This is a genomic window from Magnetospirillum fulvum MGU-K5 (assembly GCF_000442515.1).
Classification (GTDB): Bacteria; Pseudomonadota; Alphaproteobacteria; order Rhodospirillales; family Magnetospirillaceae; genus Phaeospirillum; species Phaeospirillum fulvum_B.
In genome coordinates this window covers 12897-37723 of the sequence record NZ_AQPH01000018.1, presented here as the reverse complement: position 1 = coordinate 37723, position 24827 = coordinate 12897, and the positions used below count along the sequence as shown (strand labels likewise).

Sequence of the window (24827 nt, the reverse complement as noted above, 5' to 3'; positions counted from 1 at the left end):
AATGAGTCTGGGCGATTGGGCGCGGGCGTCATGCCCTTTGGCCCTTGGCCTCCGTCTCCTCTGGAAATGGCGGGCAAACCTCGTTAGAAGTAGGCCCATGCACCGCTACGCCAATCCCGCCCGCTTCCTGCGTCTGGCCAAGGCGATCCTGCCGTATTCGTCGGGACTCGCCGTTCTGCTCCTCGGTTCCGGCCTGTGGTTCGCCCTGGTCGGTTCGCCCGCCGATTATCAGCAAGGCGACAGCATGAGGATCATGTACGTCCATGTGCCGTCGGCCTGGATGGGCATGGTCTGTTATGTCGCGATGGCGGTGTTCAGCGCGATGGCGCTGATCTGGAAACATCCGCTGGCCGATCTGCTGGCCCGCGCGACCGCTCCGGTCGGGGCCGCCTTCACCCTGCTCTGTCTCGTCACCGGCTCGCTGTGGGGCAAGCCGATGTGGGGGACGTGGTGGGTGTGGGACGCCCGGCTGACCAGCATGTTGATCCTGCTGTTCCTCTATCTCGGCTATATGGCGCTGATCGACGCCTTCGACGATCCCGAGCGCGGCTCGAAGGCCGGGGCGATCCTGGCCCTGGTCGGCGCGGTCAACATTCCCGTCATCAAATTTTCGGTCGATTGGTGGAACACCCTGCACCAGCCCGCCAGCGTGGTGAAGATGGGCGGTCCGGCGATCGATCCCAGCATGTTGTTGCCGCTGCTGCTGATGGCCTTTGGCTTCAAGGCGTATTGGGTCACCGTTCTGCTGTTGCGCGGTCGCGCCGAAATCGCCGCCCAGAAAATCCGCGTCCTGCGCCTTGCTCAGGTTCACGCTTCATCCCGAGGGGAGTGACCGACACATGGAGTCCCTGCACGCCCTCTTCGCCATGGGTGGCTATGCCGGTTATGTCTGGCCCGCCTACGGTCTTTCGGTGGTGGTGTTGACCGCCGTTCTGGTGATCTCGTTGCGGCAGGTGCGCCGCCGCGAAGCCGAACTGGAACAGCTTCAGGGGCCGCGGCGTGACCGTCGCGGCGGTGCGGCGGGAGCCGGGCCATGACCCGCAAGCAGCGCCGCCTCTATTTCGTTCTGCTTGGCCTGCTGGCGCTGGGCGCTGCCGCCACCCTGGTTCTGACCGCGATTTCGGATTCGCTGGTCTATTTCTATACGCCGAGCGATCTGGTCTCGAAGCCGCAGCCCGAGGGGCGGCGGATGCGAATCGGCGGACTGGTCCAGGATCACAGCGTCATTCGCGACGGCAAAAGCGTAACCTTCGTCGTCACCGATCTCGTCCACACCCTTCCGGTGACCTATGCCGGGATTCTGCCCGACCTGTTCCGCGAGGGCCAGGGCGTGGTGGTCGAAGGCAAGATGGGCGGCGATGGCACGTTCCTGGCCGCCGAGGTTCTCGCCAAGCACGACGAGAAATACATGCCGAAAGACGTCGCCGATGCCCTGAAAAAGTCCGGGCAGTGGAAGGAAGACCCCCAGGCGAAGTGAGCGGCGGGGTCTGAACCTCCTGCTTCCGATGCGACGTTTCCGACGAAAGGACTAACGCCCGATGATCGCCGAAACCGGCCATTTCGCCCTGGTGCTGGCCCTGGCCGTCGCCATCATCCAGGCATCGGTGCCGCTGGCTGGTGCCCGGCGCGGCAAGATGGCCTGGATGGCCGTGGCCGGACCGGCCACCGTCCTGCAATTCCTGTTCATCGCCATCGCCTTTGCGGCGCTGACCCATGGCTATATCACCAGCGACTTTTCGCTGATGAACGTCGCCAGCAACAGCCACACCGAAAAGCCGCTGCTGTATAAAATCGCCGGCGTGTGGGGCAATCACGAAGGCTCGCTGCTGCTGTGGGTGACGATCCTGGCCCTGTTCGGGCTGGCGGTCACCCTGTTCGGCCGGAATCTGCCGCCGGGGCTGAAGGCCCGCGCGCTGGCGGTTCAGGCGATGATTTCGATCGGCTTTCTGCTGTTCCTGCTGCTGACCTCAAATCCGTTCCAGCGGGTCGATCCGCCGCCGTTCGACGGCAACGGCCTCAATCCGATGTTGCAGGACCCCGGTCTCGCCCTCCATCCGCCGATGCTCTATCTCGGCTATGTCGGCTTCTCGATGGCCTTCTCGTTTGCCATCGCCGCCTTGCTCGAAGGACGGGTCGATGCCGCCTGGGCGCGCTGGGTGCGGCCGTGGACGCTGGCCGCCTGGGTGCTGCTGACCGGTGGGATCGTGCTGGGGTCGTGGTGGGCCTATTACACGCTGGGCTGGGGCGGCTGGTGGTATTGGGACCCGGTTGAAAACGCCTCGTTCATGCCGTGGCTGGCCGGAACCGCCTTGCTGCATTCGGCGATTGTCGTCGAAAAGCGCGACGCGCTGAAAAGCTGGACGATCCTGCTGGCGATCATCACCTTTGGCTTCTCGCTGCTGGGGACCTTCCTGGTCCGCTCGGGCGTTCTGACCTCGGTTCATGCCTTCGCCACCGATCCGGCGCGCGGCGTGTTCATCCTGTTGCTGCTGGTGATCGCGGTCGGCGGCTCGCTGGCTCTCTATGCCGCCCGGGCTCCCTCGATGAAGCTGGGCGGACTGTTCTCGCCGATCTCGCGCGAGGGATCGCTGCTGTTCAATAACGTGCTGATGTCGACCGGGGCGGCGACGGTGCTGCTGGGCACCCTTTATCCGCTGATCGCCGATGCTTTTGACCTCGGCAAGGTTTCGGTCGGCCCGCCCTTCTTCAATTCGGTGTTCCTGCCGCTGATGGTGCCGATGGTGCTGGTGATGGCGCTCGCCCCGATGATGTCGTGGAAGCGCGGCGATCTGCCCGGCGTGCTGGGGCGGCTGAAGATCGTCGCGGTGATTTCGGTGCTGGTCGCGGCGGCGACGTGGCAGCTTCAGGGCGGGGCCGCCGGTCCGTGGTGGAGCGCCGCCGGTCTGGGTCTGGCCGCCTGGCTGGGTCTGGGCACGCTGGCCGATCTGGCCGATCGCATCCGTCTGTTCCAGGCCCCGGTCCAGGCGCCGTTCCGCGCCTTTGCCCTGCCGCGCTCGACCTGGGGGATGATGGTCGCCCATTTCGGGCTGGCGGTGTTCATTGTCGGCCTGACCGCCTCGTCGGCCTGGACCACCGAAAAGGTCCAGACCCAGAAGATCGGCGAGACGATCACGATCGCCGGATATCAGGTCACCCTGAAAGGGGTCGAGCCGGTGCCCGGACCCAATTACATCGCCCGCCGCGCCACCTTCGAGATCGCGCGGAACGGCACGGTGATCGACCAGATGCATCCGGAGAAGCGGGCCTATCGCAATCCGCCTCGTCCGATCACCACGGCGGCGATCCGCTCGGGCATCACCGGCGATCTGTACGTCGTGATCGGCGACCCCGACGGCAAGGAGGGAGCCGAGACCGGCTATGTCACCCGGCTCTACTTCAATCCCTGCATTCCCTGGCTGTGGGCCGGTGGTCTGCTGCTGATGCTGGGCGGTCTGATCAGTCTGGCCGACCGGCGTCACCGGATCGGGGCTCCGGCCCGCGCCAGCCGCTCGATCGCCGCGTAACCAAAGGGGGCTGCCGATGCGCCGTGTTCTCTATCTGCTGCCGGTTCTGATCTTCGTCGGCCTCACCGCTCTGTTCCTCAAGGGACTGACGATGGACCCGCGCCAGATCCCCTCGGTTCTGATCGACCGCCCGGTGCCCGAAATGGCGCTGGCTCCGCTGCCCGGTCGCGGGGCCGACACCGGGCTCTCGACCGCCGACCTCAAAGGCCGGGTCTCGGTGGTCAATATCTATGGCTCGTGGTGCATTGCCTGCGTTCAGGAGCACCCGACCCTGATGGCGTTGAAGCAGCAGAGCGACGTGCCGATCCACGGCATCGACTGGCGTGACGATCCCGAGCAGGGAGCGGCGTGGCTGAAGAAGCACGGCGATCCCTATCAGCGGGTTGGGAGCGATCCCGCCCCCGGCCGCACCGCCGTCGATTTCGGCGTCACCGGCGCGCCGGAAAGCTTCATCGTCGATCGCAACGGCATCATCCGTTATAAGCATGTCGGCCCGATCACCCCCGAAAACTGGCGCAAGACCTTGCTGCCGATCATCCGGGAGTTGGAAAAATGAGGCACCTTGCCCTGTGCGCCCTGCTGCTCGGTCTTGGCATGGCGAGTCCCGCCTGGGCGGTCAATCCCGACGAAATGCTGAAGGACCCGGCCAAGGAAGCCCGCGCCCGCGAATTGGGCCGCGAATTGCGCTGCATGGTCTGCCAGAACCAGTCGATTGACGATTCCGACGCCGATCTGGCCCGCGATCTGCGCCTGATCGTCCGCGAGCGAATCGACCTGGGCGACAGCGATAACGATGTTCGCCGCTTTCTGGTCGAGCGCTATGGCGATTACGTCCTGTTGAAGCCGCCGTTCAAATCCTCGACCCTGGCGTTGTGGCTGGGGCCGCCGGTTTTGTTGCTGGGCGCGGCGGCGACGGTGGCGCTGTTCTATCGCCGTCGCCGTCGCACCACAGTTACGCCCGCGGTCGAAGTGCCGCTCAGCCCTGAGGAACAGCGCCGTCTTGACCGGCTATTGAAGGAGACCGGCCAATGATCTGGGTCCTGTTCGGTGGACTGACCGCGCTGGCGATGCTGGGGCTGCTGCTGCCATTGCTGCGTCCCGCCGCCGCTGCCTCGTCGCGCGCGGCCTACGACATGGCGGTCTATCGCGATCAACTCGACGAGATCAGCCGCGATATCGAGCGTGGGTTGCTGTCGCCCGATCAGGCCGAGGCCGCCCGCACCGAGATCAAGCGGCGGATGCTGACCTCGAGCGAGAGCGGTGCCGCCGCGATTGCCGCCGGGGCCGAGCGGAGCGGCGGCTGGCCGTCCTGGCTGATCGCGCTGGGTCTGCCGCTGTTGTCCTTTGGGCTGTATGCCCTGATGGGCTCGCCCAACCTGCCCGATCAGCCTTATGCCGAGCGCGCCGCCGAGATTGCCGAAATCCGCAGCCAGGTTGCGATGATCGAAACGACGGTGGCGCGGCTGGAGGAAAAGCTGAAGGCCAATCCGTCCGACGGCAAGAATTGGGCGATGCTGGCCCGGTCGCAGCGGGCGATCGGCCGCACCGAGGCGGCCAAGGACTCTTATCGCAAGGCGATTCCGCTGTTGCCAGAGGCGGTCGAGCCGCGGATCGAACTGGCCGCGATTCTGATCGAGGAAGGGCAAGGCCCGGTGCCCGAGGCGGTCGATCTGCTGCGTCAGGTGCTGGCGCACGAACCCGATCAGCCCGATGCCCTTTATTTCGTTGCCCAGGCCGAACTGGCCGCCGGGCATTCCGAACAGGCGAAGTCGATGTTGTCGCATCTCGTCACCTTGCTTCCGGCCGGATCGTCCGACCGGGTCGAGGTCGAGAAGCAACTCGAACGCCTGAAATAAGCGGGGATTTCCGACGGGGGCCGGGCCCGCGTATCTGACGTTAAAGTGGGGGAACTCTTTATGCTGCAAAGCCTCGCGGGCCTTGCCGGGCTGATCATTATTGCCATTCTTTTGTCGGAAAAGCGCAGGCAGATTCCGCTGCGTCTGATCGCGGTCGGGCTTGCCGTCCAGATCGGTCTGGCCCTGCTGTTGCTGAAGGTTCCGGCGGTGAAAAGCCTGTTCCTGGCACTGAACGAAGCGGTCGATGCGCTGCAAGCGGCGACGCTGGCCGGGACCGCCTTTGTGTTTGGCTATGTCGGCGGTGGTCCGGCGCCGTGGAGCATCACCGATCCCAGCGCCGGGTTCGTGCTGGCGTTCCAGGCCCTGCCGATGGTGCTGGTGATCAGCGCGTTGTCGGCGCTGCTCTATCACTGGCGGATTTTGCCGCTGGTGGTGCGGTCGATCTCGCGGCTGCTGGAACGCGCGCTTGGGGTCGGCGGCGCGGTCGGGGTTTCGGCCTCGGCCACGGCCTTCCTTGGGATGATCGAAGCGCCGCTGCTGATCCGCCCCTATATCGCTTCATTGTCGCGGGGCGAGCTGTTCCTGGTGATGACGACCGGAATGTCGACGATCGCCGGGACGGTGATGGTGCTGTACGCGACCTTTCTGAAAGGGGTGATCCCCGATCCAATTGGCCATCTGCTGACCGCCTCGCTGATTTCGGTCCCCGCCGCGATCATGGTCGGCAAGATCATGATCCCCGACGAGTCCCGCACCGGCGCCGCCAGCCTGACCGACGCCCATCCCGGCGGTGGGGCGATGGATGCGGTGGTGCAAGGCACCCTGGACGGTGTGCGGCTGCTGGTTGGCATCTGCTCGATGCTGGTGGTTCTGGTCGCTCTGGTCAGTCTCGCCAACGGGGTTCTGGCTCATTTGCCGCTGGTGTGGGGTGAGCCGCTGTCGCTGCAACGGGTGCTGGGCTGGGTGATGGCCCCGGTGGCGTGGATGATGGGGATTCCCTCGTCCGAGATGGTCACCGCCGGAAGCCTGATGGGGACCAAGACGGTACTGAACGAATTGCTGGCCTATCTCCAACTGGCCCACCTGCCCGAAGGGGCGCTGTCGGACCGCTCGCGGCTGATTATGACCTATGGCCTGTGCGGCTTTGCCAATCTGGGATCGCTCGGCATTCTGATCGCCGGATTGACGGTGATGGCCCCGTCGCGGCGCGCCGAAATCGTCGGGTTGGGCACTCAGTCGATCGTGTCGGGTACACTTGCAAGTTGTATCACGGGGGCCGTGGTCGGTTTGCTGCTCTGACACTGCGCATATGCCGGACGTTTACAAGACCGGCCGAATCCGGCATCGTTTCAAAACCATGAGCCAAGGTGACGATTCGACTCAATTACTGATCATCGAAGATAACCCCGGCGACCGGCGGTTGATAGAAATCGCTTTGGCCGATGCGATGCCGGACTGGTCGGTCAGCTCTTGTTCCTGCCTGGCCGAGGCGCTGACCCTGGCACCGTTCGACCGCTTTGATTGTCTGTTGTCCGATCTTGGCCTGCCCGACGCCCAGGGAATCGAATCCGTCCTGGCGTTGCGGACCCAGGCGCCGAGCAAGGCGCTTGTGGTGCTGACCGGGCTGGATGACGAGCGGGTCGCCCAGGAAGCGATCCGCGCCGGGGCGCAGGATTACATCGTCAAATCCGATGCCGGTCTGACGATGCTGCCCCGGGTGATCCGCCATGCGATCGAACGCCAGCAATCGCAAAGCGCGCTGGAGGCTTCGCATCGCACCTCGCAGGCCCTGCTTGATGCCAGCCATGATGTCGCGATGCTGCTCGACAGCGAGGGGCGGATTCTGACCCTGAACGCGGTGGCCGAAGGCTATCTTGGCCGTCCGCTCGAGCAGTTGATCGGGGTGTCGCTGTTCGACCTGCTGCCGGACAGTCTGGTCGCTCACCGCCGCGCCTATCTGGCCGAGGCGCTGAACAGCGGCGAGACGGTCGAGTTCGAGGATACCGACGGCCTGCACTGGTTCGCCAACCGCCTGCGCGCCGTCGCGGGCGAGGTGCCGGGCCAGCACCGCTGCGCCCTGTTCTCCCACGACAGCACCGCCGAGCGCGCCGCCGCCGCCAAGCTGGCCGAGGCCAAGGACGAAGCCGACGTCGCCAACCGGGCCAAGACCGAGTTCATGGGCCGGATGAGCCGCGATATCCGCACGCCGCTGAACGACGTCATCGGCTTTGCCGAAATGATCTCGACCGAGATGCTGGGGCCGCTCGACCAGCCCGGCTATCGCGATTATGCCGAGACGATCTATCGCTCCGGCACCCAGATTCTCAAGCTGATCGACCGCATCACCGACGTTTCGATGCTGGAAACCGCGCTGTTGAAGGATCAGGCGTCCTACCGCGATCTGGTCGAACTGTCGCCCGATCTGATTTGCGTCTGCGTTGACGGGGTGATCCGCCGCATCAACGCCGCCGGGCTGGGGATGTTGCGGGCTCCGGCCCCGTCGTCGTGCGAGGGGCGGCGCTTCGTCGAGTTCGTCCATGTCGATTACCGGGCGATGTTCGAATCCGGCCTGGATGTGCTGTGCGAGGAAGGCCATCCGATGCCGGTCAAGGTGGTGACCTTTGCCGGGCGGGTCCGCGACGTCGAATTGTCGGCGGTGCCGCTGCGGCGTGAAGGTCATACCGCCGTGCTGCTGGTCGGCCGCGACACCACCGAGGTGACGGCGGCGATGCGGGCGGTGGCAGCGCGCGAACACCGCATCCGCGCCATCATGGACACGGTGATGGACGGGATCGTCACCATCGACGAGGAAGGCACCCTGCTCAACGCCAACCTGTCGGTCGAACGGATTTTTGGCTATTCGCTGACCGAAGTGGTCGGCTCGCACGTCTCGCTGCTGCTGCCCGAACTGGATGCCAGCCGCCTGACCGTGGCGATCCATGATTACCTGTCGCGCAGCTTCGGTGCGGTGGTGGGAGCCGAGGCGGTGGGGCGGCGCAAGGACGGCACCGCGTTCCCCGTCCACATGTCGGTCTCGGAATTGCGGGTGGAAAAGCGTCGGCTGTTCACCGGAACGCTGCGCGATCTGTCCGAGAACAAGCAACTGGCCCAGCGGGTCGATTATCTGGCCAACCACGACCCGCTGACCGATCTGCCCAACCGCACCGGGCTGGCCGAGCGGCTGGGACTGGCCGTGTCCCGCGCCCACGACAGTTCACGGATGGTTGCGGTGGTGACGGTCGATCTCGACGGCTTTACCACCATCAACGATTCGCTGGGGCATGAATCCGGTAATCTGGTGCTGCGCGAAACGGCGCGGCGGCTGGCTCAGAACACCGGGCCGGATGGCACCGCCGCCCGGTTGGCCGGAGACGAATTCGCGGTGGTGCTGCCGCAATTGCGCGATGCGGGCGAGGTCTCGGCCGGGGTCGAGCGGATTCGCGAGGCGCTGAACCGCCCCTACATGATCCAGGGAACCGAACTGACGATCGGGGCCGATATCGGTGTTTCGGTCTATCCCCGCGATGGCGAGGACGCTTTCGACCTGCTGCGTAACGCCGAGGTGGCGCTGCATTCGGTCAAGCGGCTGGAAGATTCGCGGCTGGGCTTCTTCGATGCGGCGATGTCGTTCAAGGTGACCGAGCGGCTGACGCTTGAACGCTCGATGAAGGCGGCGCTGAAGGCCGATCAGTTCGAGCTGTTCTTCCAGCCCCAGGTCCGTCTGATCGATTTCCGTCTGGTCGGTGCCGAGGCGCTGATCCGCTGGCGTCACCCCGAACTGGGGATCATCACCCCCGACAAGTTCATTCCGGTGGCCGAGGAAACCGGGCTGATCGTCCCGATTGGAACCTGGGTGCTGCAAAGCGCCTGCCGCCAGTTGCGGCATTGGGATGATCTCGGTCTGCACGGACTGCGGATGGGGGTGAACATCTCGGGCCGCCAGTTCCGCGAGGCCGATCTGGCCGATCTGGTTGCCGACGCAATTGCCGATACCGGGGTCAATTCCGCCCAACTCGACCTGGAATTGACCGAAAGCATGCTGATGGCCGACGGCGAGGCGACGCTGAAGATTTTGCGGGCCCTGGCTCGGCTCGGCGTCACGTTGTCGATCGACGATTTCGGTACCGGCTATTCGTCGCTGGCCTATCTGAAGCGCTTCCCGGTCAATACCGTCAAGATCGACCGCACCTTCGTCAGCGATCTCGATCAGGACAAAGACGGACGTGCCATTGCCAACGCCATCATCTCGCTGGCCCATTCACTGGGGATGAAGACGATCGCCGAAGGGGTCGAAACCGAGGCGCAGGCGGCGATGCTGGCCAGCCATGGCTGCAACGAAATACAGGGATATCTGATCGAGCGGCCGTTGCCGTCCGCTGAATTTACCGCCTTCGTCGCCCGTTACGGAGCCAATGGCGGTCGGGGGCCGGTCGGGTCGCGGCTATCCCTGGTGCAGGAAGGGGGATGACCATGCCGGGGACCATTGTCATCGTCGAAGATAATGCGATGAACATGAAATTGCTGGAGCAGGCGTTGGGGATCGCCGGCTTTCGTACCGTCAAATCGTTGGATGGAGACGGGTTGGTCGATCTCGCTTCGACGGCCAAGGCCAATCTGATTTTGATGGATATCCAATTGCCCAAGCATTCGGGGGTCGATCTGCTGAAGCAATTGCGCGCCGACGACCGTACCCGAACGGTTCCGGTGGTCGCGGTGACCGCCTTTGCCGATCCGGACTCGATCGCCGGTTTCCTCGACGAAGGGTTTGATCAGGTCATCACCAAGCCGATCTCGATCCGCAAGCTTCTGGATGAAGTCTCCCGCTATTGCGGTGGCGCGGCCGCGGTTTAGATCCACCGCTTGTCGGCGGTGAAATCGACCGTCAGCCAGTGACCGGGGACGGCCCCGCCCAACTCGTCGGCGATTTCCTGGCGGATCGCATCCAGCTCGGCAAAGCTGCGGGTCATCTCGCCCGAGGGGGCGACCAGACCGATCTCGATGAAATTGACCCGGCCCGCTTTCATGACGTGGCTTTCGAACGCGGCGAAGCCATGGCGCTCTGAAACGGTTCGGGCGGTCTCGCGCACGGTGCGGTCCAACTCGGCCGGTGCGACCTGCAAAATCTCGCCAATGGCCCGCCAGACCGTTTGCAGCGGGATCGGCAGCAGGCAGCCCGCCAGCAGGGTCAGGATGAACGGATCGACATAGGGCGCGAGATAGGCGTATTCCGCCTCGACCAGCAGGTTGCAGACGACGAAGCTGATACAGACGCCCAGGCTGATGACGCCGCCCAGCAGCCAGGCCCGCGCATCAATCCGCAGCAATTCGGACTCGATGTGGGCCGAGCGGATATGGATGTAGGCCGACATCGCCAGACAGATCGCGCCACCGATGCCGGTAAACACCGCCCCCGGCCCGAAATCGACGATGCGTCCGCCCGACAGCAACCCGTTCACCCCCTCCAGCACGGCATAGACGCAGGCGGTCGCCAGCACCAGTCCGTTGACCAGCGCGACCAGCGGCTCAAGGTGCCAGTAGCCGTATTGGAACATCCGGTCGTCGCCCCGCGCGATCAGGCGCGAAACGCCCAAAGCGGCCAGCGTCATTACCGAATCGATCAGGGTGTAGAACGCGTCGAACATGACGGTTCGCGATTGGATGATCAGGCCGAAGGCAACACCGGCAATGGCGGTGAGGACGGTGACGGCAATCGAAATGGCAAGAAGCTTCTGTTCCTGCTTGGTGGACGTCTGGGACATGATGGATATGCGGTTGCTTTGACGAATCTCGGCTCTGGATTGATCCCGGACAGCCGGGACCCAGTCTCTTTCCCTTCATCGACACCGGCTATCCGACTCAACAAAGGTGAGGTCAGGATAGCAGATGGCGACAAAGGGTCAAAGAGTCGCAACCGTTGCTGCGTCAGTCGAAGATCGCATCGCCGCCGGTCAGGCGGCGCGCGACGCCGGAGATTCGGTCAGCAGGGCGTAAAGAGCATCGGCATTATCGGTGCCGCGCAGCTTTTCGCAGACGGCCCGATCGCGCAGCAGACGCGAGACGCGGGCCAGGGCCTTCAGATGATCGGCACCCGCCGATTCCGGGGCCAACAGCAAAAAGATCAGATCGACCGGCTGTTCGTCGATCGAGTCGAATTGAATCGGCCGTTCCAGCCGGGCGAACAGGCCGTAAAGCCGCTCAAGACTGGGCAATTTGCCATGCGGAATGGCAATGCCATTGCCGACACCGGTCGTGCCAAGTCGTTCCCGTTCCAGCAGGACGTCGAAGATCGCCCGTTCGTGCAGTCCGGTGATCTCGGCCGCCCGCCGCGCCAAATCCTGAAGCGCCTGTTTTTTCGACGTGGCACGCAGGTTTGAAATAACGGCAGACGGTGTGATCAGGTCGGTGATTTCCATGAATCCACCTATTCAGCGGGACTCGAATCCCAGCGGGCACCCCAGGCATAGGCCGGACGCGGGACGATCCCAACGGTCAGCACACAGCCCCGCCCCCACGAGTTCCCTGGGGAGGGGCGGAAAATAGTTCCCCCTTGCGTCCGAGTCAAGCGGACTGCCACCCGGTCACATCCCCAGCGATTTTTCGCGCCGACGCTGGACCGAGGAGGCAATGTTCATTGCCTCCCGATACTTTGCCACTGTTCGGCGGGCAATGTCGATGCTTTCCGCTTTCAGGATCTCGACGATTCGCTCGTCCGACAGCACATCCTTGCCTTCGGCGTCGATCAATCCCTTGATTCGATGACGCACCGCCTCGGCGGAATGGGCGTCGCCGCCATCGGCGGAATTGATCGATTGGGTGAAGAAATACTTCATTTCGTAGATGCCGCGCGGCGTCGCGATATATTTGTTCGAGGTGACGCGACTGACCGTGCTTTCGTGCATCGAGATCGCGGTGGCGATGTCGCGCAGCACCAGCGGGCGAAGATGGCTGACGCCCAGGCGGAAAAAGGCGTCCTGCTGCCGCACCAGTTCGGTTGCAACTTTCAGGATCGTGGTGGCGCGCTGGTGGAGCGACTTGACCAGCCAGTTGGCCGACTGGAACCGCTCGCTGATATAGGTCTTGTCGTCCTTGGTGCGGGCTCCGGCGGCGATCTTGGTGTAATAGCGGGTGTTGACCAGCACGCGGGGCAGGGTGTCCGAGTTCAGCTCGACCAGCCAGCCGCCACCCTGGGCCCGGCGCATCAGCACGTCGGGGATCACCAGGGGCGCAACGATATGATCGAAGCGCAGCGCCGGTTTGGGGTCGAGCGCCTTGATCTCGCCGATCATCTCGGCCAGATCCTCGGCATCGACGCCGCAGACCCTCATCAGGCCGGGCAGGTCGCGCCGGGCCAGCAGGTCGAGATGGTCGAGCATCGCCGCCATCGCCGGGTCGAGCCGGTTGCGCTCGGCCAATTGCAGGGCCAGGCATTCCTTTAAGGAGCGGGCGAACACCCCGACCGGGTCAAAGCCCTGGACGCGGGCCAGCACCGCTTCGACGCGGGCGGGGGCGCAGCCCAGCCGCGCCGCCAGTTCGTCGAGATCGCCGGTCAGATAGCCCGCCCCGTCCAGCATCTCGATCAGATGTAAGGCAATCAGACGGTCGCCCGGCTGGGGGATATCGACATTGATCTGAGCAATGAGGTGGTCGCGCAGGCCGATTTCGCCCGCCGAGACCTGATCGAGCCCGGATTCGTCATCGTCGAAATCGGGACGGCCGCCGCTGCCGCTCCACTGGCCATAGCCCTCCATCCCGACCGAATCCGCCGCGCTGTCATTGTTGAAGACGTTGTCGACATCGACATCCATCCCCTCGGTAGCGGCGGCGGGGGTCATGCCGTCGAGGATCGGGGCCTCGGGCGGGGCGGAATCCAGCACCGGCAGGTCATTGGCATCGGCGCGGGGTTCCACCGCCACCGCCTCGATCGGGCGGTCGGCCTCCTCGCGCTCCAGCAGCGGATTGCGCTCCAGCTCCTGGTCGATGAAGGTGGTCAGTTCAAGGCTGGACAATTGCAGCAGCTTGATCGCCTGCTGCAATTGCGGCGTCATCACCAGGGACTGGCTTTGACGGAGATCGAGGCGGGGACCGAGTGCCATCTGCTCTGTCCCTCTTACAAGCTGAAATGCTCGCCCAGATAGACCCGGCGCACACCTTCGTGAGCGACGATCTCGGCGGGGTTGCCTTCCATCATCACCGTCCCGTCATGCAGGATGTAGGCGCGGTCGATGATGTCCAATGTCTCGCGCACATTGTGGTCGGTGATCAGCACCCCGATGTCGCGGTCTTTCAGATGAGACACCAGATCGCGGATGTCGGCCACCGCGATCGGGTCGATACCGGCCAGCGGTTCGTCGAGCAGGATGAAATGCGGCCGCCCGGCCAGGGCGCGGGCGATTTCGACGCGGCGACGCTCGCCGCCCGACAGCGCCATCGCCTGGGCGTGGCGCAGATGGGCGATCGAGAATTCCGACAGCAGGCTTTCCAGATCGTGCTGGCGCCGTTCGCGGTCGGCCTCGACCACTTCCAGCACCGCCATGATGTTGCCTTCGACGGTCAGGCCGCGAAAGATCGACGCTTCCTGGGGCAGATAGCCGATGCCGAGGCGGGCGCGGCGGTACATCGGCAGCGCGGTTATGTCGTGATCGTCGAGCAGGATCGCGCCGTCATCGGGGGCGATCAGGCCGGTGATGCAGTAAAAGCAGGTGGTCTTGCCCGCGCCGTTGGGGCCGAGCAGGCCGACCGCCTCGCCCCGCTGGACGCTGATCGAGACGTTGCGCAGCACCGAGCGGCGCTTGAACCGTTTGCCGATGCCGCGCGCGACCAGACCGCTCGGTCCCTGGCGGCGAACGGTGGGACTGTCCGACGACGGCGAGGCCGGACTCTCGATTTCAGGATCGGTGTCGGGTGCGGTGTGCATCAGCGGTCGCCAAAATCCTCGTTGGAGGGAACCCGGCCGGAAAAGCCCGACCGTCCCTGTTCGTCCTGCTTCTTCGGAGTGAAGACACCCTGAACCCGCGGGGTGGTGCCGCCGGCTCCCGGCGGGGCGGGGAACAGCTTGCTGATCCCGGTCTTCAGATTGACATAGGCCCAGCCGCCTTCCAACTGGTTGCCGCCCTCGCGCACGATCTTGACCGCGCCGGTGACGGTGGCGATCTCGGTGGCGGCGTCGTAATCGCCGCGATCGCCGGTAACGGTCTCGGTCGCGGTGGTCAGACGGACATGACCATAAGCGTCGGCGCGTTGTAAATCCAGGCTGTCGCCGCTGCTTTTCGTCGAACTTCCGCCGCTTTTGGCCGGGGAGGCGGCGCGGGGAGCGCTCGGCCCGGCGGCCTTGTCCTTGAAATGGGCGGTGATGACGTCGGCCTTCAGCGTCCGCGTGTCGCGGGTGGCGACGGCATCGCCGCGCAGCACCGCCATCTTTTGCCCTTCCCAATATTCCAGGCTTTCGGTGGCCTGGAACTGGTCGGTGGCGGTGACCAGCCGGGCGGGCGCGCCCTTCAGCACGAACACCGCCTTGTCGAGGTCATAGATCGCCTTGGTCCCGGTGGCGGTATCGGTGGGCGAGCGGATCGTTACCTTCCCATCGGCGTCGAGCCGCCAGATCTCGTCACCCTTGCCGTTGGTCTGGCGGTAATAGGCGGTCAGCTTGTCGGCATCGACCGTCATCGTCCCACGGGTGGCGCGGGCGTTGCCGGTGGCGATGACGCGCAGGTCTTCGGAATGCCATTCGATACCGTTATCGGCAAAGACCTGAAGCTGCTGGTCGCCCCCGCCCTGGGACATGCCGAAGCCTTGGGCGACGGCCGGGGCGGCGGCCGTCAGCAGGGCGGCGGCCAGGAACGGGGCGAAGCGGAGCGCGGGACTCATCGGTGCGGGGCTCCCTGGGGCTGGGTCTTTCCGGTTTTGCTGGTCTTGCTGGCAGAGGCTCCGGCGCTCCGCAACGACATCGTGCTTTTGCCGGTGAAGGTCAGGGTGCGCCCCTTGTTGGTGATGTCGAATCCGGCGGCATCGACCCGGCCTTGCGGGCCGTTGCCGGTGACCGGCTCGGAGCCGTGCGCCGCCGAATGGGCCAGATCGATCGTTGCCGAGTTGGTGTGCAGTTCGGTCCCGGAATCGTGATAGAGGTTGACGTTCCCGGTCAGCAGCAAGGTGTTGCTGGCCTTCTGATACAGACCGGAATCCGCCTCGATCACGACATTGGCCCCGCTCGACGTGGTGAAGTCGGCCTTGGGATTGTCGAGGTGAACGATGTCGCTGCGGCCGTTTTCCTGGGTCGCCAGATCGGCGCTGACGGCAAAGGGGCGATTGGTCTCGTTGATGCCGAAATAGCGCGGGTTCTGCATGGCCAGGGTCTCGACCTCCTTCGACGGCAGCCGGGCGAACCCGATCTGGAAACCGCTTTCCTCGACCGTCAGCCGGGGCCAGGCCACCAGTAGCGCCAGCAGCACCAGGGTCAGCGACGGCAACACGATCTTCATGATCCCGACAAAGCGGGAGTAGCGGGCAAACGGACCAGTCCGCTGCGGCCGCAGCCGCCGTCGGATCCGTCGGGCGGCTTCGCCCGGATCGATCACGCCAGACCTGCCCGCAGACAATCGTGTACATGCAGAACGCCGACCGGATGCCCGGCCTCATTCACCGCGAACAGGCTGGTGATCGCCTTGGCGTTCATGATCCCCAGCGCCTCGGCGGCCAGCAGCGACGGCGGCACCGTCTTGGGAGAGGCGCTCATCACTTCGGCGGCGGACAGCGACAGCAGGTCCCCCCGCATGTGACGGCGCAGATCGCCATCGGTGACGATCCCGATCAGCCGCCCGTCGGGATCGACGATGCCGGCGCAGCCCAGGCTCTTTTTCGTCATCACCAACAGGACTTCGCTCATCGGCGCCGCGGGTGCGGCCAGCGGCAAATCCTCGCCACCATGCATCAGGTCCGAGACCCGCAGCAGACGGCGGCCCAACTGCCCGCCGGGATGGAACAGGCGGAAATCGGCGGCGGTAAAGCCCTTGCGCTCAAGCAGGGTGATCGCGAGCGCGTCGCCCAGCGCCAGCATCATCGTCGTCGAGGTGGTGGGGGCGAGGCGGTTGGGACAGGCTTCGGGGTGGTTGGGCAGCACCAGCGCCACGGTGGCGGCCAGAGCCAGGGTGCTGTCGCCCCCCGAGGTGATCCCGATCAGCGGGATGTCGAAGCGGCGGCAATAGGCGATGATGTCGCCCAGTTCCGGCGTCTCGCCCGAATTGGACAACGCCACCACCGCATCGTCGCGGGTGACCATGCCCAGATCGCCATGGCTGGCCTCGGCGGGGTGGACGTAAAAGGACGGACAGCCGGTCGAGGCCAGCGTCGCCGAAATCTTGCGGGCGACATGGCCGCTTTTGCCCATGCCGGTGACCACTACCCGGCCCGATGCCCGCTCCAGCGCCTCAATCGCGGCGTCGAAGGGATGGCCCAGGCTTTCGGCCAGGACGCCCAAAGCCTCGGCCTCGGTGGTCAGCACGCGGCGGGCGATGGCAATGGAAGAGGCGACGGCGGCGGTCATGGCTGGGTCCGATAGTCAGGGGCCGGGTCGCGCCGGACGGGCGGCCCAAGGCCCCCTACTATACGAATCCACCGGGGGACGGAAAGGCAAAACGCGAATCTGGTCCGTTTCCTGCATTCCCCGAGGGTACGGCGACGCGGCCACGTTGGGCGCGTCGCCCGGCGAGATCAGGTGCTGGAGCATCGTGCGTCAAACATGACGCACGATGCGATTGCGGCCATTGCGGCAGCGGCCAAGTGCCCGGAGGGCACGCTTAGGCAGAGGGGGATAGTTTAGTGCGCGAAGATATCTTCCTCGGGCCAGCCGGCCAGATCGAGTTCGGCACGGTCGGGCAGGAAGTCGAAGCAGGCCTGGGCCAGCTCGGTGCGGCCCTCGCGTGCCAGCAGTTCGTCGAGACGGGCGCGCATCTGGTGCAGATACAGCACGTCCGAGGCGGCATAGGCGATCTGTTCCTCGGTCAGCGAGGCCGCGCCCCAATCCGAGCATTGCTGCTGCTTCGACAGCTCGATTCCGACCAGATCGCGGCACAGATCCTTGAGGCCGTGGCGGTCGGTGTTGGTGCGGGTCAGCCGCGACGCGATCTTGGTGCAATAGACCGGCTGGCAGCGCACGCCGAAATGGCGGCGGATCATCGCCAGATCGAAGCGGGCGAAGTGGAACAGCTTGGTGACCTTGGGATCGGCGAACAGCCGGGTCAGGTTGGGCGAGTCCCAACGCGCTTCGGGGAAATGGACGATATGAGCGTTGCCGTCGCCGGACGACAATTGCACCACGCACAGGCGGTCGCGATGCAGATTCAGCCCCATTGTCTCGGTATCGATGGCGACCACCGGGCCGAGATCGAGATCGGCGGGAAGATCGTCACGGTAATAAAAAAAGGACACGGGCTGCTCCTATGAAAATCAGGGAGGAGCGGCACCGCGTCCATTTTTAGCCATCCGACCTTGATCCAAAGACCAAGGCGATGGTGCCCAGGAGAAGACTCGAACTTCCACGACCTTTCGGCCACTAGAACCTGAATCTAGCGCGTCTACCAATTCCGCCACCTGGGCAGGTAGCCTGCGAACGACCGCTGCCGTCCGAGGCCCAGAGAAATATTCGAGGGCGCCCTCCCTGTCAATGCTGTTTTTTACGGTTCGATAAAATCTTTTTTGTTTGGCCGTCCCGCTCAGGGCTGGCGGACCAGCCGCAGGCCGATAAACGGGCATTTGACGTCAGTGTCGCTGCGTCTGGTGGTGACGCGGACCTGGGCCGGGTAATTTCCCCACGATCCGCCGCGCAACACCCGCGACAGGCATTCTCCGCCGGTGCGGGCGCTGCCGTCGGCGGGAGCCCCGGCATGGCTGTCGTGCCAGCAATCCTCGACCCATTCGTAGAGATTGCCGCTCATGTCGTAGAGGCCAAAGCGGTTGGCCGCCTTGGTCGCCACCGGCATCGTCGCCATTTTCGAATTGGCGTTGAACCACGCCACTGCGTCGGGAGCGGAGCCACCGCAATAGGGATCGGACGGATTCCCGGCGCGGCAGGCATATTCCCACTCGGCCTCGCTGGGCAGACGGAAGGTGCCGGTGCCGCGCTTGTTCATCTTGGCGAGCAAGGCGTGGGCGTCTTCCCAGGTCACCTGATCAACCGGGTAATCGTCGCCCTTGTGGAATTTCGACGGGTTGGTCTCCATCAGGCGGCCCCATTGCCCCTGAGTGATCTCGGTCCGCGACATCCAGAACCCGCCGACGCGGCGGGGATGGGTTGGGGCCTCGGCCTCGGGGCAGCCGGTTCCGCTACAGCCCATCTCGAACGTTCCGCTCGGAACCCAGACGAAGGTGATGCCGGTGGCGGGATCGGTCCATTGAGCGCCCGCCGCCGGTTCGGCCCGCGCCGGGGTCGAGGCCGCGAGCCCTCCGGCCAGCAGGGCGGCGATCACAACGGTTCGGAGTGACATGGCTTTCTCCCATAATAGTGTCGGGAGGATCTAACGTCGGTCGCCCTCCGCGCTGCCATGACAATTCTCCATTGCCGCCAGGGCGCGGCGGCGGGCGGCATCGTGATCGACGATCGGATGGGGATAGGTGCGGCCGAGGAGGATTTGGGCCTGACGCAGCACCGCCTCGGGGGCGCGGTGGGGCTGGTGAATCCAGCGATCGGGCAGCCGGGCCAGTTCCGGGCACCAGCGGCGGACATAGGCCCCGTCGGGGTCGAATTTCTCGCCCTGAAGCGTCGGGTTGAAGATGCGGAAGAACGGGGCGGCGTCGGCCCCGCATCCGGCCACCCATTGCCAACTGGCGACGTTGCTGGCCGGGTCGGCATCAACCAGGGTGTCGTGGAACCATTGGGCGCCCAACTGCCACGACAGCAGCAGATCCTTGACCAGGAATGAGGCGACCACCATCCGCACCCGGTTGTGCATCCATCCGGTCGTCCACAATTCGCGCAGCCCGGCATCGACCAGGGGAAAGCCGGTGCGGCCCTGCTGCCACGCCGCCAGACCGTCGGGATCGTCGCGCCAGGGAAAGGCGGCGAACTCACCCCGGAGCGGCTGCTCGGCGAGATCGGGCTGGGTGAACAGCAGATGGGCGCAGAATTCGCGCCAGCCCAGTTCGGCCAGGAAGCGGTCAAGCCCGGTTCCTCCGGCCACCGCATCGCGGGTGGCGTGAAAGGCGCGGCGGGGCGAAAGTTCGCCCCAGGCGAGATGGGGCGACAGACGCGAGGTGCCCGCTTGTCCGGGCCGGTCGCGGGCGGTGGCATAGGATTCCAGCCGATGGTCGAGGAAGGTGGCAAGCCGCGCTTCGGCCCCCGCTTCGCCCGGTTGCCACTCGGCCGCCAACCCGTGCGCCCAGTCTGGCTTGGTCGGCAGCAGCCCCCAGGACTCAAGCGTCTCGCCGGGCGGAGCGTCGGGGCAGGGGGGCAGAATCTCGGGTGTCGGCAGCGGCCGCTCGGGCGGGGGTGCGGCCAGGCAGGCGCGCCAGAACGGGGTGAACACCCGAAACGGGGTGCCGCCCTTGGTGGCGATCTCCCACGGCTCGAACAGCAGCCCGGCCTTGAACGAGCGAACCTCGATCCCTCGCTCGGTCAGGGCGGCCTTGATCCGGCTGTCCGTCGCGATTGCGTGCGGGGTGTAGCGGCGGTTCCACAGCACCCGCGAGGCTCCGGTCTCGGCGATCAGCGCGTCCAGCACCGCCAGCGGCTCACCCCGGCGCAGACAGAGCGGCGCGCCCAATCGGGCGAGACCCTGGCCAAGAGACGCCAGCGAATGATGCAGCCACCAGCGGGTGGCCGCGCCATCGGCCTCGGACTCCGGTCGCCCGGTTTCGTCGATATAAAGCGGGATCACCGTCTGCCCGCTTGCCGCCGCCTCGGCTAAAGCCGGGTTGTCGGCCAGCCTAAGGTCGCGGCGGAACCAGACGATCGCCGGTCTTGTCATCGCACCTCTCCTTCGTCACAGTGTCGCGTCCCGTCCGGACCCCGAAGGAGGACTTTAATCATGCCCGTCACTTCCAGATCAATTTTGCCGCTGACGGCGGTCCTGGCCGTTCTTGCCGTTCCGGCGCTGGCCTCCGATGCCTCGGACGTTGCCCGCGAGGCGAAGCTGCCGGTCGCGGTGATCGAGACCACCTTTGCCCAGGTCGATTCCTTCTATGCCGCCCCCAATGGCCCGGCCAACCGGCTGACCAGCGGCGTGGTCAAGGATCTGGCGCTGAAGGCGATCCGCAACCGGGTATCCAACCTCGAAGACAGCGGCCCCGGCAAATCGTCCGAGGCGTCGGCCGAGGAAAAGCATTCGACCTATCGCGTCGTCGCCCGCACCACCCGCCACGAAACCACCGAGGCGCAGGATTGCGTCGATAACCGCGTCACTATCACCGTCTCGGAAGAACTGCCCGCGATCAAGGACGGTGCCTTCACCTTCGACAGCGTTCATCCCAAGATCAGCACCCAGAGCTGGGATATCGGCTTTTGCCGCTCGCCCATGGCCGGGGGCGGCTGGTCTGACTGGACCCCGGTCAAGTAGGTCCTTGGCATCCGCGTCCAAGCTTGGCTAGGGGCAGGGAAACGCACGGTAACGACGTTTTTCGGGGGCTTCGGCCCCCGATCCCCTGATCGGGAGGCTTTGGCCTCCCGAGCCCTCCCTTTTATTATTTTATTGAAATAAAAAGCTAAAGTGGAGGTTTGGAGGCTTTTGCCTCCAAATGGGTCTGGGCGATAGCCCGGACGCGCAGCGTTAGCGTGTTAGCGCGGTCAGCGCGAGACCAGCTCGGCATCGAAGCCACCCGCCGCCCGCACCGCCTGAAGCACCGCAATCCGATCCAGCGCCGACATCCCGGCCTTGGACAGAGCATTCAACAGATCGCCGACGGTACCGCCCGGCGGGATCGTCACGCTGTGGTCCGCCTCGTCGATCTCGACCGAACTGCGCGGCACCACCACCGTTTTTCCCCCCGACGAGAACGGAGCCGGTTGCGACACTTGCGGTGTCTCCCGTACCCGGATGGTCAGATCGCCATGGCTGATTGCCAGCGGAGCCAGCGGGATGTCCAGCCCGGCGACGACCGCCCCGGTACGACTGTCGATCACCACATTCCGGCTGGCCCGGTCGGGGGTCAGCACCGCATTCTCGGCGGTGGCGATCAGCCCCACCGCTCCATCGGGGTAATCGGGCGGCACCGCGACCGCCACCGCCGCATTGTCGAGCGGGCGGGCGAGTTTGCGCCCCAGTGCGCTATTGATCGCCTCGGCCAGACGGCGGGCGGTGGTGAAATCGGGGCGGCGCAGCAGGAAGCGGACTTCGCCTTCGGCCCCCAGCGCCGGGGGCAGGTCGCGTTCGATCGTCGCCCCCCCGGGAATGGTGCCGGTGGTCGGGCTGCCCCGCGTTACCGAGGCGCTGGCTCCACCCGCCCACGATCCGGCGGCGGCGACCGGGCCTTCGGCGACGGCATAGACGCGGCGGTCGCCACCTTCCAGCGCGGTGGGAACCAGGGTGCCGCCTGCCAGAGAGCGGGCATCGCCGGTGGCGGAGACGGTGACGTCGACCCGGCTTCCGGCACGCAGTCCCGGTGCCAGCCGTGCCGTCACCATTACCATCGCGGTGTTGCGCCCGGACGGGAAGGCTCCCCCTGGCGCGGGACGCGAATCCCCGGTTCCGGCGAGGCCGACCACCATGCCAAAGCCGGAAAAGCCCGCTTCGGCCATTCCGCCGATACTGGCGATGTCCTTGACCCGGACCTGTTGGGCCATCGCGGGGACAGCCAGCAGCAGGGAAGCCAACAGGGTCACACTGGCGCGGGCGATCATGGTGGCGGTCCTTTCCCTGTCCTCATCGCATTTCAACGCCGCCATCATGCGCCGGGCCGGGCGGGTCGGGCCAGCCCCGGGTGAGGATCACTTTGCCACAGGGTGACATTAAGAGACGCTTTTATCGCGCGAGGCGCGCATGTACACTTGGGGCGATCTGGCAGAGGGGAGGCGACCGATGCACAGCGGAACCAAAGAGTGCTTGCCGCAGCGGGTTCAGGCAATGATGACGGCTCTGTGCCGGGGGGCCGATGGCGACGTTCCTCCCCTGGTCGAAGACGGATGCCGCTGCGCCGCTCGTCGCCGCTGTGATCTGTGGTCGGCCTGCGCCGGGATTCACCGCGCCTTTGGACCGTCCGAGTCTCGGGGTTGACGGCACCGCCGCCTTCGCCGACATTGGACGAATGTCCCTTCCCCTCGATACCATCCTGGAGGGCGATTGCATCGCCGGAATGAATCGGTTGCCTGCCGGTTCGATCGATCTGGTCTTTGCCGATCCGCCCTATAATCTGCAACTCGGCGGCGATCTGATCCGTCCCAATGCCACGCGGGTCGATGGGGTGGACGAGGATTGGGATCGCTTTGCCGATTTCGCCGCCTACGATTCCTTTACCCGCGATTGGGTTGAGGCGGCGCGGCGGGTGCTAAAGCCCGATGGTGCGCTGTGGGTGATCGGCTCGTACCACAACATCCACCGCGTCGGCACGATCCTCCAGGATCAGGGCTTCTGGCTGCTGAACGACATCGTCTGGCGCAAGACCAACCCGATGCCGAATTTCATGGGCACCCGCTTCACCAATGCCCACGAGACCCTGTTGTGGTGCGCCCGCTCGGCCCATGCGCGGCCGACCTTCAATTACGCGACGATGAAGGCGCTGAACGACGATCTCCAGATGCGCAGCGACTGGATGTTGCCGCTGTGCATCGGGCCGGAGCGGTTGAAGACCGACGGGCGCAAGACCCACCCGACTCAGAAGCCGGAATCGCTGCTCTACCGCGTTATTCTGGCGACGACGAAGCCGGGCGATGTCGTGCTCGACCCGTTCTTCGGCACCGGCACCACCGGGGCGGCGGCGCTGAAGCTGGGGCGGCATTATGTCGGTTTCGAACGCGATCCCGAGTACATCAAGGCGGCGCGGGCCCGGCTGGCCGAGATCGGCCCCGCTCCCGATCCCGCTCTGCTGGTCACGCCGTCGCGCCGCACCGAACCGCGCATTCCGTTCGGGTCGCTGATCGAGGCCGGTCTGTTGAAGCCCGGTCAGGCCCTGTTCGGCGGGGCGCGGCGCACCCATACCGCGACGATTGCCGCCGACGGCACGGTGTGCAGCGGGACGGTACGCGGGTCGATCCACAAGGTCGGCGCCCAGATCCAGGAGGCCCTGGCCTGCAACGGCTGGACCTTTTGGCATTACGAGGACGATACCGGCGCCCTGGTGCCGATCGACCATCTGCGCGAGCAGATTCGCGCGACCTTATAGAGTCCTACTTCAGAACCCGGCGATAGGCGCGGGCAAGCTCGTCGGTGGGCAGGCTGCCATGGACTGGCAGCAGCAGGACCGTGTTGCGCAGCGCGATCGCGCCTTGGGCGTGGTTGGGATCGGCGACGACGCGGGGCGGCAGATCGGGCCAGGTCTCGACCGGCAGATGGGCTTGGCGCAGGGCGGCGAAGCGGGCCGCCGCCACCTCGGCGCTGTCGGCCCTGAGCGCCAGCCGATAGGGCACCGCCTTCGATTTGGGGAACAGCAGCCGGACATCCTTCAGCCGGGCGACCACCTTCGCCAACGCTTCGGCATTGTCGCGCCGCCGCTTCGCCTCGGTCTCGATGTCGAGGGCGGCGAGCAGACGGCGGGCCATGTCGGACGGAGCGATCGGGGCGGGCGGATCGGACAAGGGCGGATCGGCCTCGAACCGCGACGGTCCGCTTTGCGGGACAAAACGGCGCAGCGAGTCCGGCACCGCATCCTGGAACAGCCGCCGGTTCAGCCAGGCGCGGTCGTCCTCGGCCATTGGCGGCTGGCCCAGGGCACGGTCGAAATCGGCGGCCCAGCCGCGCGCGGCGGATGACAGGCTGACGATCGCCCCCTCGGGCAAGGGGAACAGCTTGTGCGGGCTGAACAGAACCGCATCGCCCGCTTCGCCAATCCCGGATGCGGGGGCGAGGACATGGGCGGCGTCTTCGATCAAAAAGCAATCGTGGCGGGCGCACAAAGCGCGGGCCGGTTCCAGATCGACCGGCGCGCCAAAGGTATGGACCACCACCAGAATATCGAACGGACCCGATCGTTCGGCGGCGTCCCAATCGATCTGCCCGGTCTTGGGCGACACCGGCAGATAGGTCAGACCGGCCCCGGTGTGACGCAGCGGCTCCAACGCCTGACTGCAAATCCAGCCGGGCAGAGCGACGCGGGGCGACCGCCCCAGCCGCTCGCCAATCGCCTTCGCCAGCGCCGCCAGTCCGTGGGCGGAGCGGTCGAGCAGACGGGCTTCGTCGTCTTGCCGTCGCCACGGCGCGATCAGCGAGGCATCACCAAAGGCGGGACGCCGGGCGCGGGTCAGCAAGCCCTGATCCAGCAACGGCACCTGAGAGATCATCAACGAATTCCTTCGTACCAGCGGAAATCGGGG

At 65.5% G+C, this 24827-nt stretch carries 25 protein-coding genes and 1 tRNA gene; 13 read left to right on the top strand and 13 right to left on the bottom strand.

Annotation, left to right across the window (positions count from 1 at the left end; genetic code table 11):
* Positions 1-97 precede the first annotated feature (97 nt).
* The 10 genes from K678_RS06745 (at position 98) to K678_RS06700 (ending at position 10231) form a co-directional block, all read left to right on the top strand.
* Positions 98-832, top strand: a complete 735-nt coding sequence (locus K678_RS06745; RefSeq protein ID WP_021131710.1) for a heme ABC transporter permease — start codon at positions 98-100, stop codon at positions 830-832.
* A 7-nt stretch (positions 833-839) separates the two neighbouring features.
* Positions 840-1037: a heme exporter protein CcmD gene (gene ccmD / locus K678_RS06740; protein ID WP_021131709.1), complete on the top strand. Its 198-nt coding sequence runs from the start codon at positions 840-842 to the stop codon at positions 1035-1037.
* Positions 1034-1477, top strand: coding sequence for a cytochrome c maturation protein CcmE (gene ccmE, locus K678_RS06735; RefSeq protein WP_021131708.1), 444 nt, complete (start codon positions 1034-1036; stop codon positions 1475-1477). The genes ccmD and ccmE overlap by 4 nt, the downstream gene beginning before the upstream one ends.
* Positions 1478-1538: 61 nt before the next feature.
* Positions 1539-3524 (top strand): heme lyase CcmF/NrfE family subunit, encoded by a 1986-nt coding sequence (locus tag K678_RS06730; RefSeq protein ID WP_021131707.1) that lies wholly within the window; start codon positions 1539-1541, stop codon positions 3522-3524.
* A 16-nt stretch (positions 3525-3540) separates the two neighbouring features.
* Positions 3541-4080 (top strand): DsbE family thiol:disulfide interchange protein, encoded by a 540-nt coding sequence (locus K678_RS06725; RefSeq protein ID WP_021131706.1) that lies wholly within the window; start codon positions 3541-3543, stop codon positions 4078-4080.
* Positions 4077-4556 (top strand): cytochrome c-type biogenesis protein, encoded by a 480-nt coding sequence (locus K678_RS06720; RefSeq protein ID WP_021131705.1) that lies wholly within the window; start codon positions 4077-4079, stop codon positions 4554-4556. Before K678_RS06725 ends, K678_RS06720 begins: the two co-directional genes overlap by 4 nt.
* A complete protein-coding gene (ccmI, locus tag K678_RS06715; RefSeq protein WP_021131704.1) occupies positions 4553-5380 on the top strand; it encodes a c-type cytochrome biogenesis protein CcmI in 828 nt (275 codons plus the stop codon). The genes K678_RS06720 and ccmI overlap by 4 nt, the downstream gene beginning before the upstream one ends.
* Before the next feature lie 60 nt (positions 5381-5440).
* A complete protein-coding gene (locus tag K678_RS06710; protein WP_021131703.1) occupies positions 5441-6679 on the top strand; it encodes a NupC/NupG family nucleoside CNT transporter in 1239 nt (412 codons plus the stop codon).
* Positions 6680-6737: 58 nt separating this feature from the next.
* On the top strand, positions 6738-9848 hold the full coding sequence (locus tag K678_RS06705) for an EAL domain-containing protein (protein ID WP_039852295.1): 3111 nt from the start codon (positions 6738-6740) through the stop codon (positions 9846-9848).
* Positions 9845-10231 carry a response regulator gene (locus tag K678_RS06700; protein WP_021131701.1) on the top strand — a complete coding sequence of 129 codons (387 nt, stop codon included), beginning with the start codon at positions 9845-9847 and terminating at the stop codon, positions 10229-10231. The genes K678_RS06705 and K678_RS06700 overlap by 4 nt, the downstream gene beginning before the upstream one ends.
* On the opposite strand, the gene K678_RS06695 is transcribed toward K678_RS06700, so the two are convergent.
* From K678_RS06695 to K678_RS06645, 11 genes are all read right to left on the bottom strand, one after another.
* Complete coding sequence (locus K678_RS06695) at positions 10228-11139, bottom strand: cation diffusion facilitator family transporter (RefSeq protein ID WP_021131700.1); 912 nt, start codon at positions 11137-11139, stop codon at positions 10228-10230. The two genes, K678_RS06700 and K678_RS06695, sit on opposite strands and share 4 nt — an antisense overlap.
* A gap of 189 nt (positions 11140-11328) precedes the next feature.
* Positions 11329-11793: a PTS IIA-like nitrogen regulatory protein PtsN gene (ptsN, locus tag K678_RS06690; RefSeq protein WP_021131699.1), complete on the bottom strand. Its 465-nt coding sequence runs from the start codon at positions 11791-11793 to the stop codon at positions 11329-11331.
* A gap of 165 nt (positions 11794-11958) precedes the next feature.
* Positions 11959-13473, bottom strand: a complete 1515-nt coding sequence (gene rpoN / locus K678_RS06685) for an RNA polymerase factor sigma-54 (RefSeq protein WP_021131698.1) — start codon at positions 13471-13473, stop codon at positions 11959-11961.
* A gap of 14 nt (positions 13474-13487) precedes the next feature.
* Positions 13488-14294 carry an LPS export ABC transporter ATP-binding protein gene (gene lptB, locus K678_RS06680; RefSeq protein ID WP_021131697.1) on the bottom strand — a complete coding sequence of 269 codons (807 nt, stop codon included), beginning with the start codon at positions 14292-14294 and terminating at the stop codon, positions 13488-13490.
* A complete protein-coding gene (locus tag K678_RS06675; protein ID WP_021131696.1) occupies positions 14294-15244 on the bottom strand; it encodes an LptA/OstA family protein in 951 nt (316 codons plus the stop codon). Before K678_RS06675 ends, lptB begins: the two co-directional genes overlap by 1 nt.
* On the bottom strand, positions 15241-15951 hold the full coding sequence (lptC, locus tag K678_RS06670; RefSeq protein WP_021131695.1) for an LPS export ABC transporter periplasmic protein LptC: 711 nt from the start codon (positions 15949-15951) through the stop codon (positions 15241-15243). The genes K678_RS06675 and lptC overlap by 4 nt, the downstream gene beginning before the upstream one ends.
* Entirely contained in the window at positions 15948-16916 is a 969-nt protein-coding gene (locus tag K678_RS06665) for a KpsF/GutQ family sugar-phosphate isomerase (protein ID WP_021131694.1), read from the bottom strand. The genes lptC and K678_RS06665 overlap by 4 nt, the downstream gene beginning before the upstream one ends.
* 272 nt (positions 16917-17188) lie before the next feature.
* Positions 17189-17800, bottom strand: a complete 612-nt coding sequence (locus K678_RS06660; RefSeq protein WP_021131693.1) for a ribonuclease D — start codon at positions 17798-17800, stop codon at positions 17189-17191.
* A gap of 81 nt (positions 17801-17881) precedes the next feature.
* Positions 17882-17968, bottom strand: a tRNA-Leu gene (locus tag K678_RS06655).
* A 116-nt stretch (positions 17969-18084) separates the two neighbouring features.
* On the bottom strand, positions 18085-18855 hold the full coding sequence (locus K678_RS06650; RefSeq protein WP_021131692.1) for a formylglycine-generating enzyme family protein: 771 nt from the start codon (positions 18853-18855) through the stop codon (positions 18085-18087).
* Positions 18856-18885: 30 nt separating this feature from the next.
* On the bottom strand, positions 18886-20334 hold the full coding sequence (locus K678_RS06645) for a cryptochrome/photolyase family protein (protein ID WP_021131691.1): 1449 nt from the start codon (positions 20332-20334) through the stop codon (positions 18886-18888).
* A 60-nt stretch (positions 20335-20394) separates the two neighbouring features.
* Between K678_RS06645 and K678_RS06640 the strand changes: the two genes are divergently transcribed.
* Positions 20395-20922 carry a hypothetical protein gene (locus tag K678_RS06640; protein ID WP_021131690.1) on the top strand — a complete coding sequence of 176 codons (528 nt, stop codon included), beginning with the start codon at positions 20395-20397 and terminating at the stop codon, positions 20920-20922.
* A 227-nt stretch (positions 20923-21149) separates the two neighbouring features.
* Here K678_RS06640 and K678_RS06635 read toward each other — a convergent pair whose 3' ends face one another.
* Positions 21150-22202 carry a flagellar basal body P-ring protein FlgI gene (locus K678_RS06635; protein WP_021131689.1) on the bottom strand — a complete coding sequence of 351 codons (1053 nt, stop codon included), beginning with the start codon at positions 22200-22202 and terminating at the stop codon, positions 21150-21152.
* A gap of 178 nt (positions 22203-22380) precedes the next feature.
* Between K678_RS06635 and K678_RS18560 the strand changes: the two genes are divergently transcribed.
* Entirely contained in the window at positions 22381-22575 is a 195-nt protein-coding gene (locus K678_RS18560) for a hypothetical protein (RefSeq protein WP_155804482.1), read from the top strand.
* 31 nt (positions 22576-22606) lie between these two features.
* Positions 22607-23680, top strand: coding sequence for a site-specific DNA-methyltransferase (locus K678_RS06630; RefSeq protein ID WP_021131688.1), 1074 nt, complete (start codon positions 22607-22609; stop codon positions 23678-23680).
* Positions 23681-23684: 4 nt separating this feature from the next.
* Here the strand turns inward: K678_RS06630 and K678_RS06625 are convergent, their stop codons facing one another.
* Entirely contained in the window at positions 23685-24794 is a 1110-nt protein-coding gene (locus K678_RS06625; protein WP_021131687.1) for a DegT/DnrJ/EryC1/StrS family aminotransferase, read from the bottom strand.
* Positions 24795-24827 lie beyond the last annotated feature (33 nt).

Coding starts and splice junctions, on each gene's coding strand:
- K678_RS06700 (WP_021131701.1), top strand. CDS start 9,845: ATGACCATGCCGGGGACCATTGTCATCGTCGAAGATAATGCGATGAAC.
- K678_RS06710 (WP_021131703.1), top strand. CDS start 5,441: ATGCTGCAAAGCCTCGCGGGCCTTGCCGGGCTGATCATTATTGCCATT.
- lptB (WP_021131697.1), bottom strand. CDS start 14,294: ATGCACACCGCACCCGACACCGATCCTGAAATCGAGAGTCCGGCCTCG.
- K678_RS06730 (WP_021131707.1), top strand. CDS start 1,539: ATGATCGCCGAAACCGGCCATTTCGCCCTGGTGCTGGCCCTGGCCGTC.
- K678_RS06745 (WP_021131710.1), top strand. CDS start 98: ATGCACCGCTACGCCAATCCCGCCCGCTTCCTGCGTCTGGCCAAGGCG.
- K678_RS06705 (WP_039852295.1), top strand. CDS start 6,738: ATGAGCCAAGGTGACGATTCGACTCAATTACTGATCATCGAAGATAAC.
- K678_RS06645 (WP_021131691.1), bottom strand. CDS start 20,334: ATGACAAGACCGGCGATCGTCTGGTTCCGCCGCGACCTTAGGCTGGCC.
- K678_RS06675 (WP_021131696.1), bottom strand. CDS start 15,244: ATGAGTCCCGCGCTCCGCTTCGCCCCGTTCCTGGCCGCCGCCCTGCTG.
- ccmE (WP_021131708.1), top strand. CDS start 1,034: ATGACCCGCAAGCAGCGCCGCCTCTATTTCGTTCTGCTTGGCCTGCTG.
- K678_RS06625 (WP_021131687.1), bottom strand. CDS start 24,794: ATGATCTCTCAGGTGCCGTTGCTGGATCAGGGCTTGCTGACCCGCGCC.
- ptsN (WP_021131699.1), bottom strand. CDS start 11,793: ATGGAAATCACCGACCTGATCACACCGTCTGCCGTTATTTCAAACCTG.
- K678_RS06630 (WP_021131688.1), top strand. CDS start 22,607: ATGTCCCTTCCCCTCGATACCATCCTGGAGGGCGATTGCATCGCCGGA.
- K678_RS06725 (WP_021131706.1), top strand. CDS start 3,541: ATGCGCCGTGTTCTCTATCTGCTGCCGGTTCTGATCTTCGTCGGCCTC.
- K678_RS06720 (WP_021131705.1), top strand. CDS start 4,077: ATGAGGCACCTTGCCCTGTGCGCCCTGCTGCTCGGTCTTGGCATGGCG.
- K678_RS06640 (WP_021131690.1), top strand. CDS start 20,395: ATGCCCGTCACTTCCAGATCAATTTTGCCGCTGACGGCGGTCCTGGCC.
- ccmI (WP_021131704.1), top strand. CDS start 4,553: ATGATCTGGGTCCTGTTCGGTGGACTGACCGCGCTGGCGATGCTGGGG.
- K678_RS06695 (WP_021131700.1), bottom strand. CDS start 11,139: ATGTCCCAGACGTCCACCAAGCAGGAACAGAAGCTTCTTGCCATTTCG.
- K678_RS06650 (WP_021131692.1), bottom strand. CDS start 18,855: ATGTCACTCCGAACCGTTGTGATCGCCGCCCTGCTGGCCGGAGGGCTC.
- K678_RS06665 (WP_021131694.1), bottom strand. CDS start 16,916: ATGACCGCCGCCGTCGCCTCTTCCATTGCCATCGCCCGCCGCGTGCTG.
- K678_RS18560 (WP_155804482.1), top strand. CDS start 22,381: ATGCACAGCGGAACCAAAGAGTGCTTGCCGCAGCGGGTTCAGGCAATG.
- ccmD (WP_021131709.1), top strand. CDS start 840: ATGGAGTCCCTGCACGCCCTCTTCGCCATGGGTGGCTATGCCGGTTAT.
- K678_RS06635 (WP_021131689.1), bottom strand. CDS start 22,202: ATGATCGCCCGCGCCAGTGTGACCCTGTTGGCTTCCCTGCTGCTGGCT.
- rpoN (WP_021131698.1), bottom strand. CDS start 13,473: ATGGCACTCGGTCCCCGCCTCGATCTCCGTCAAAGCCAGTCCCTGGTG.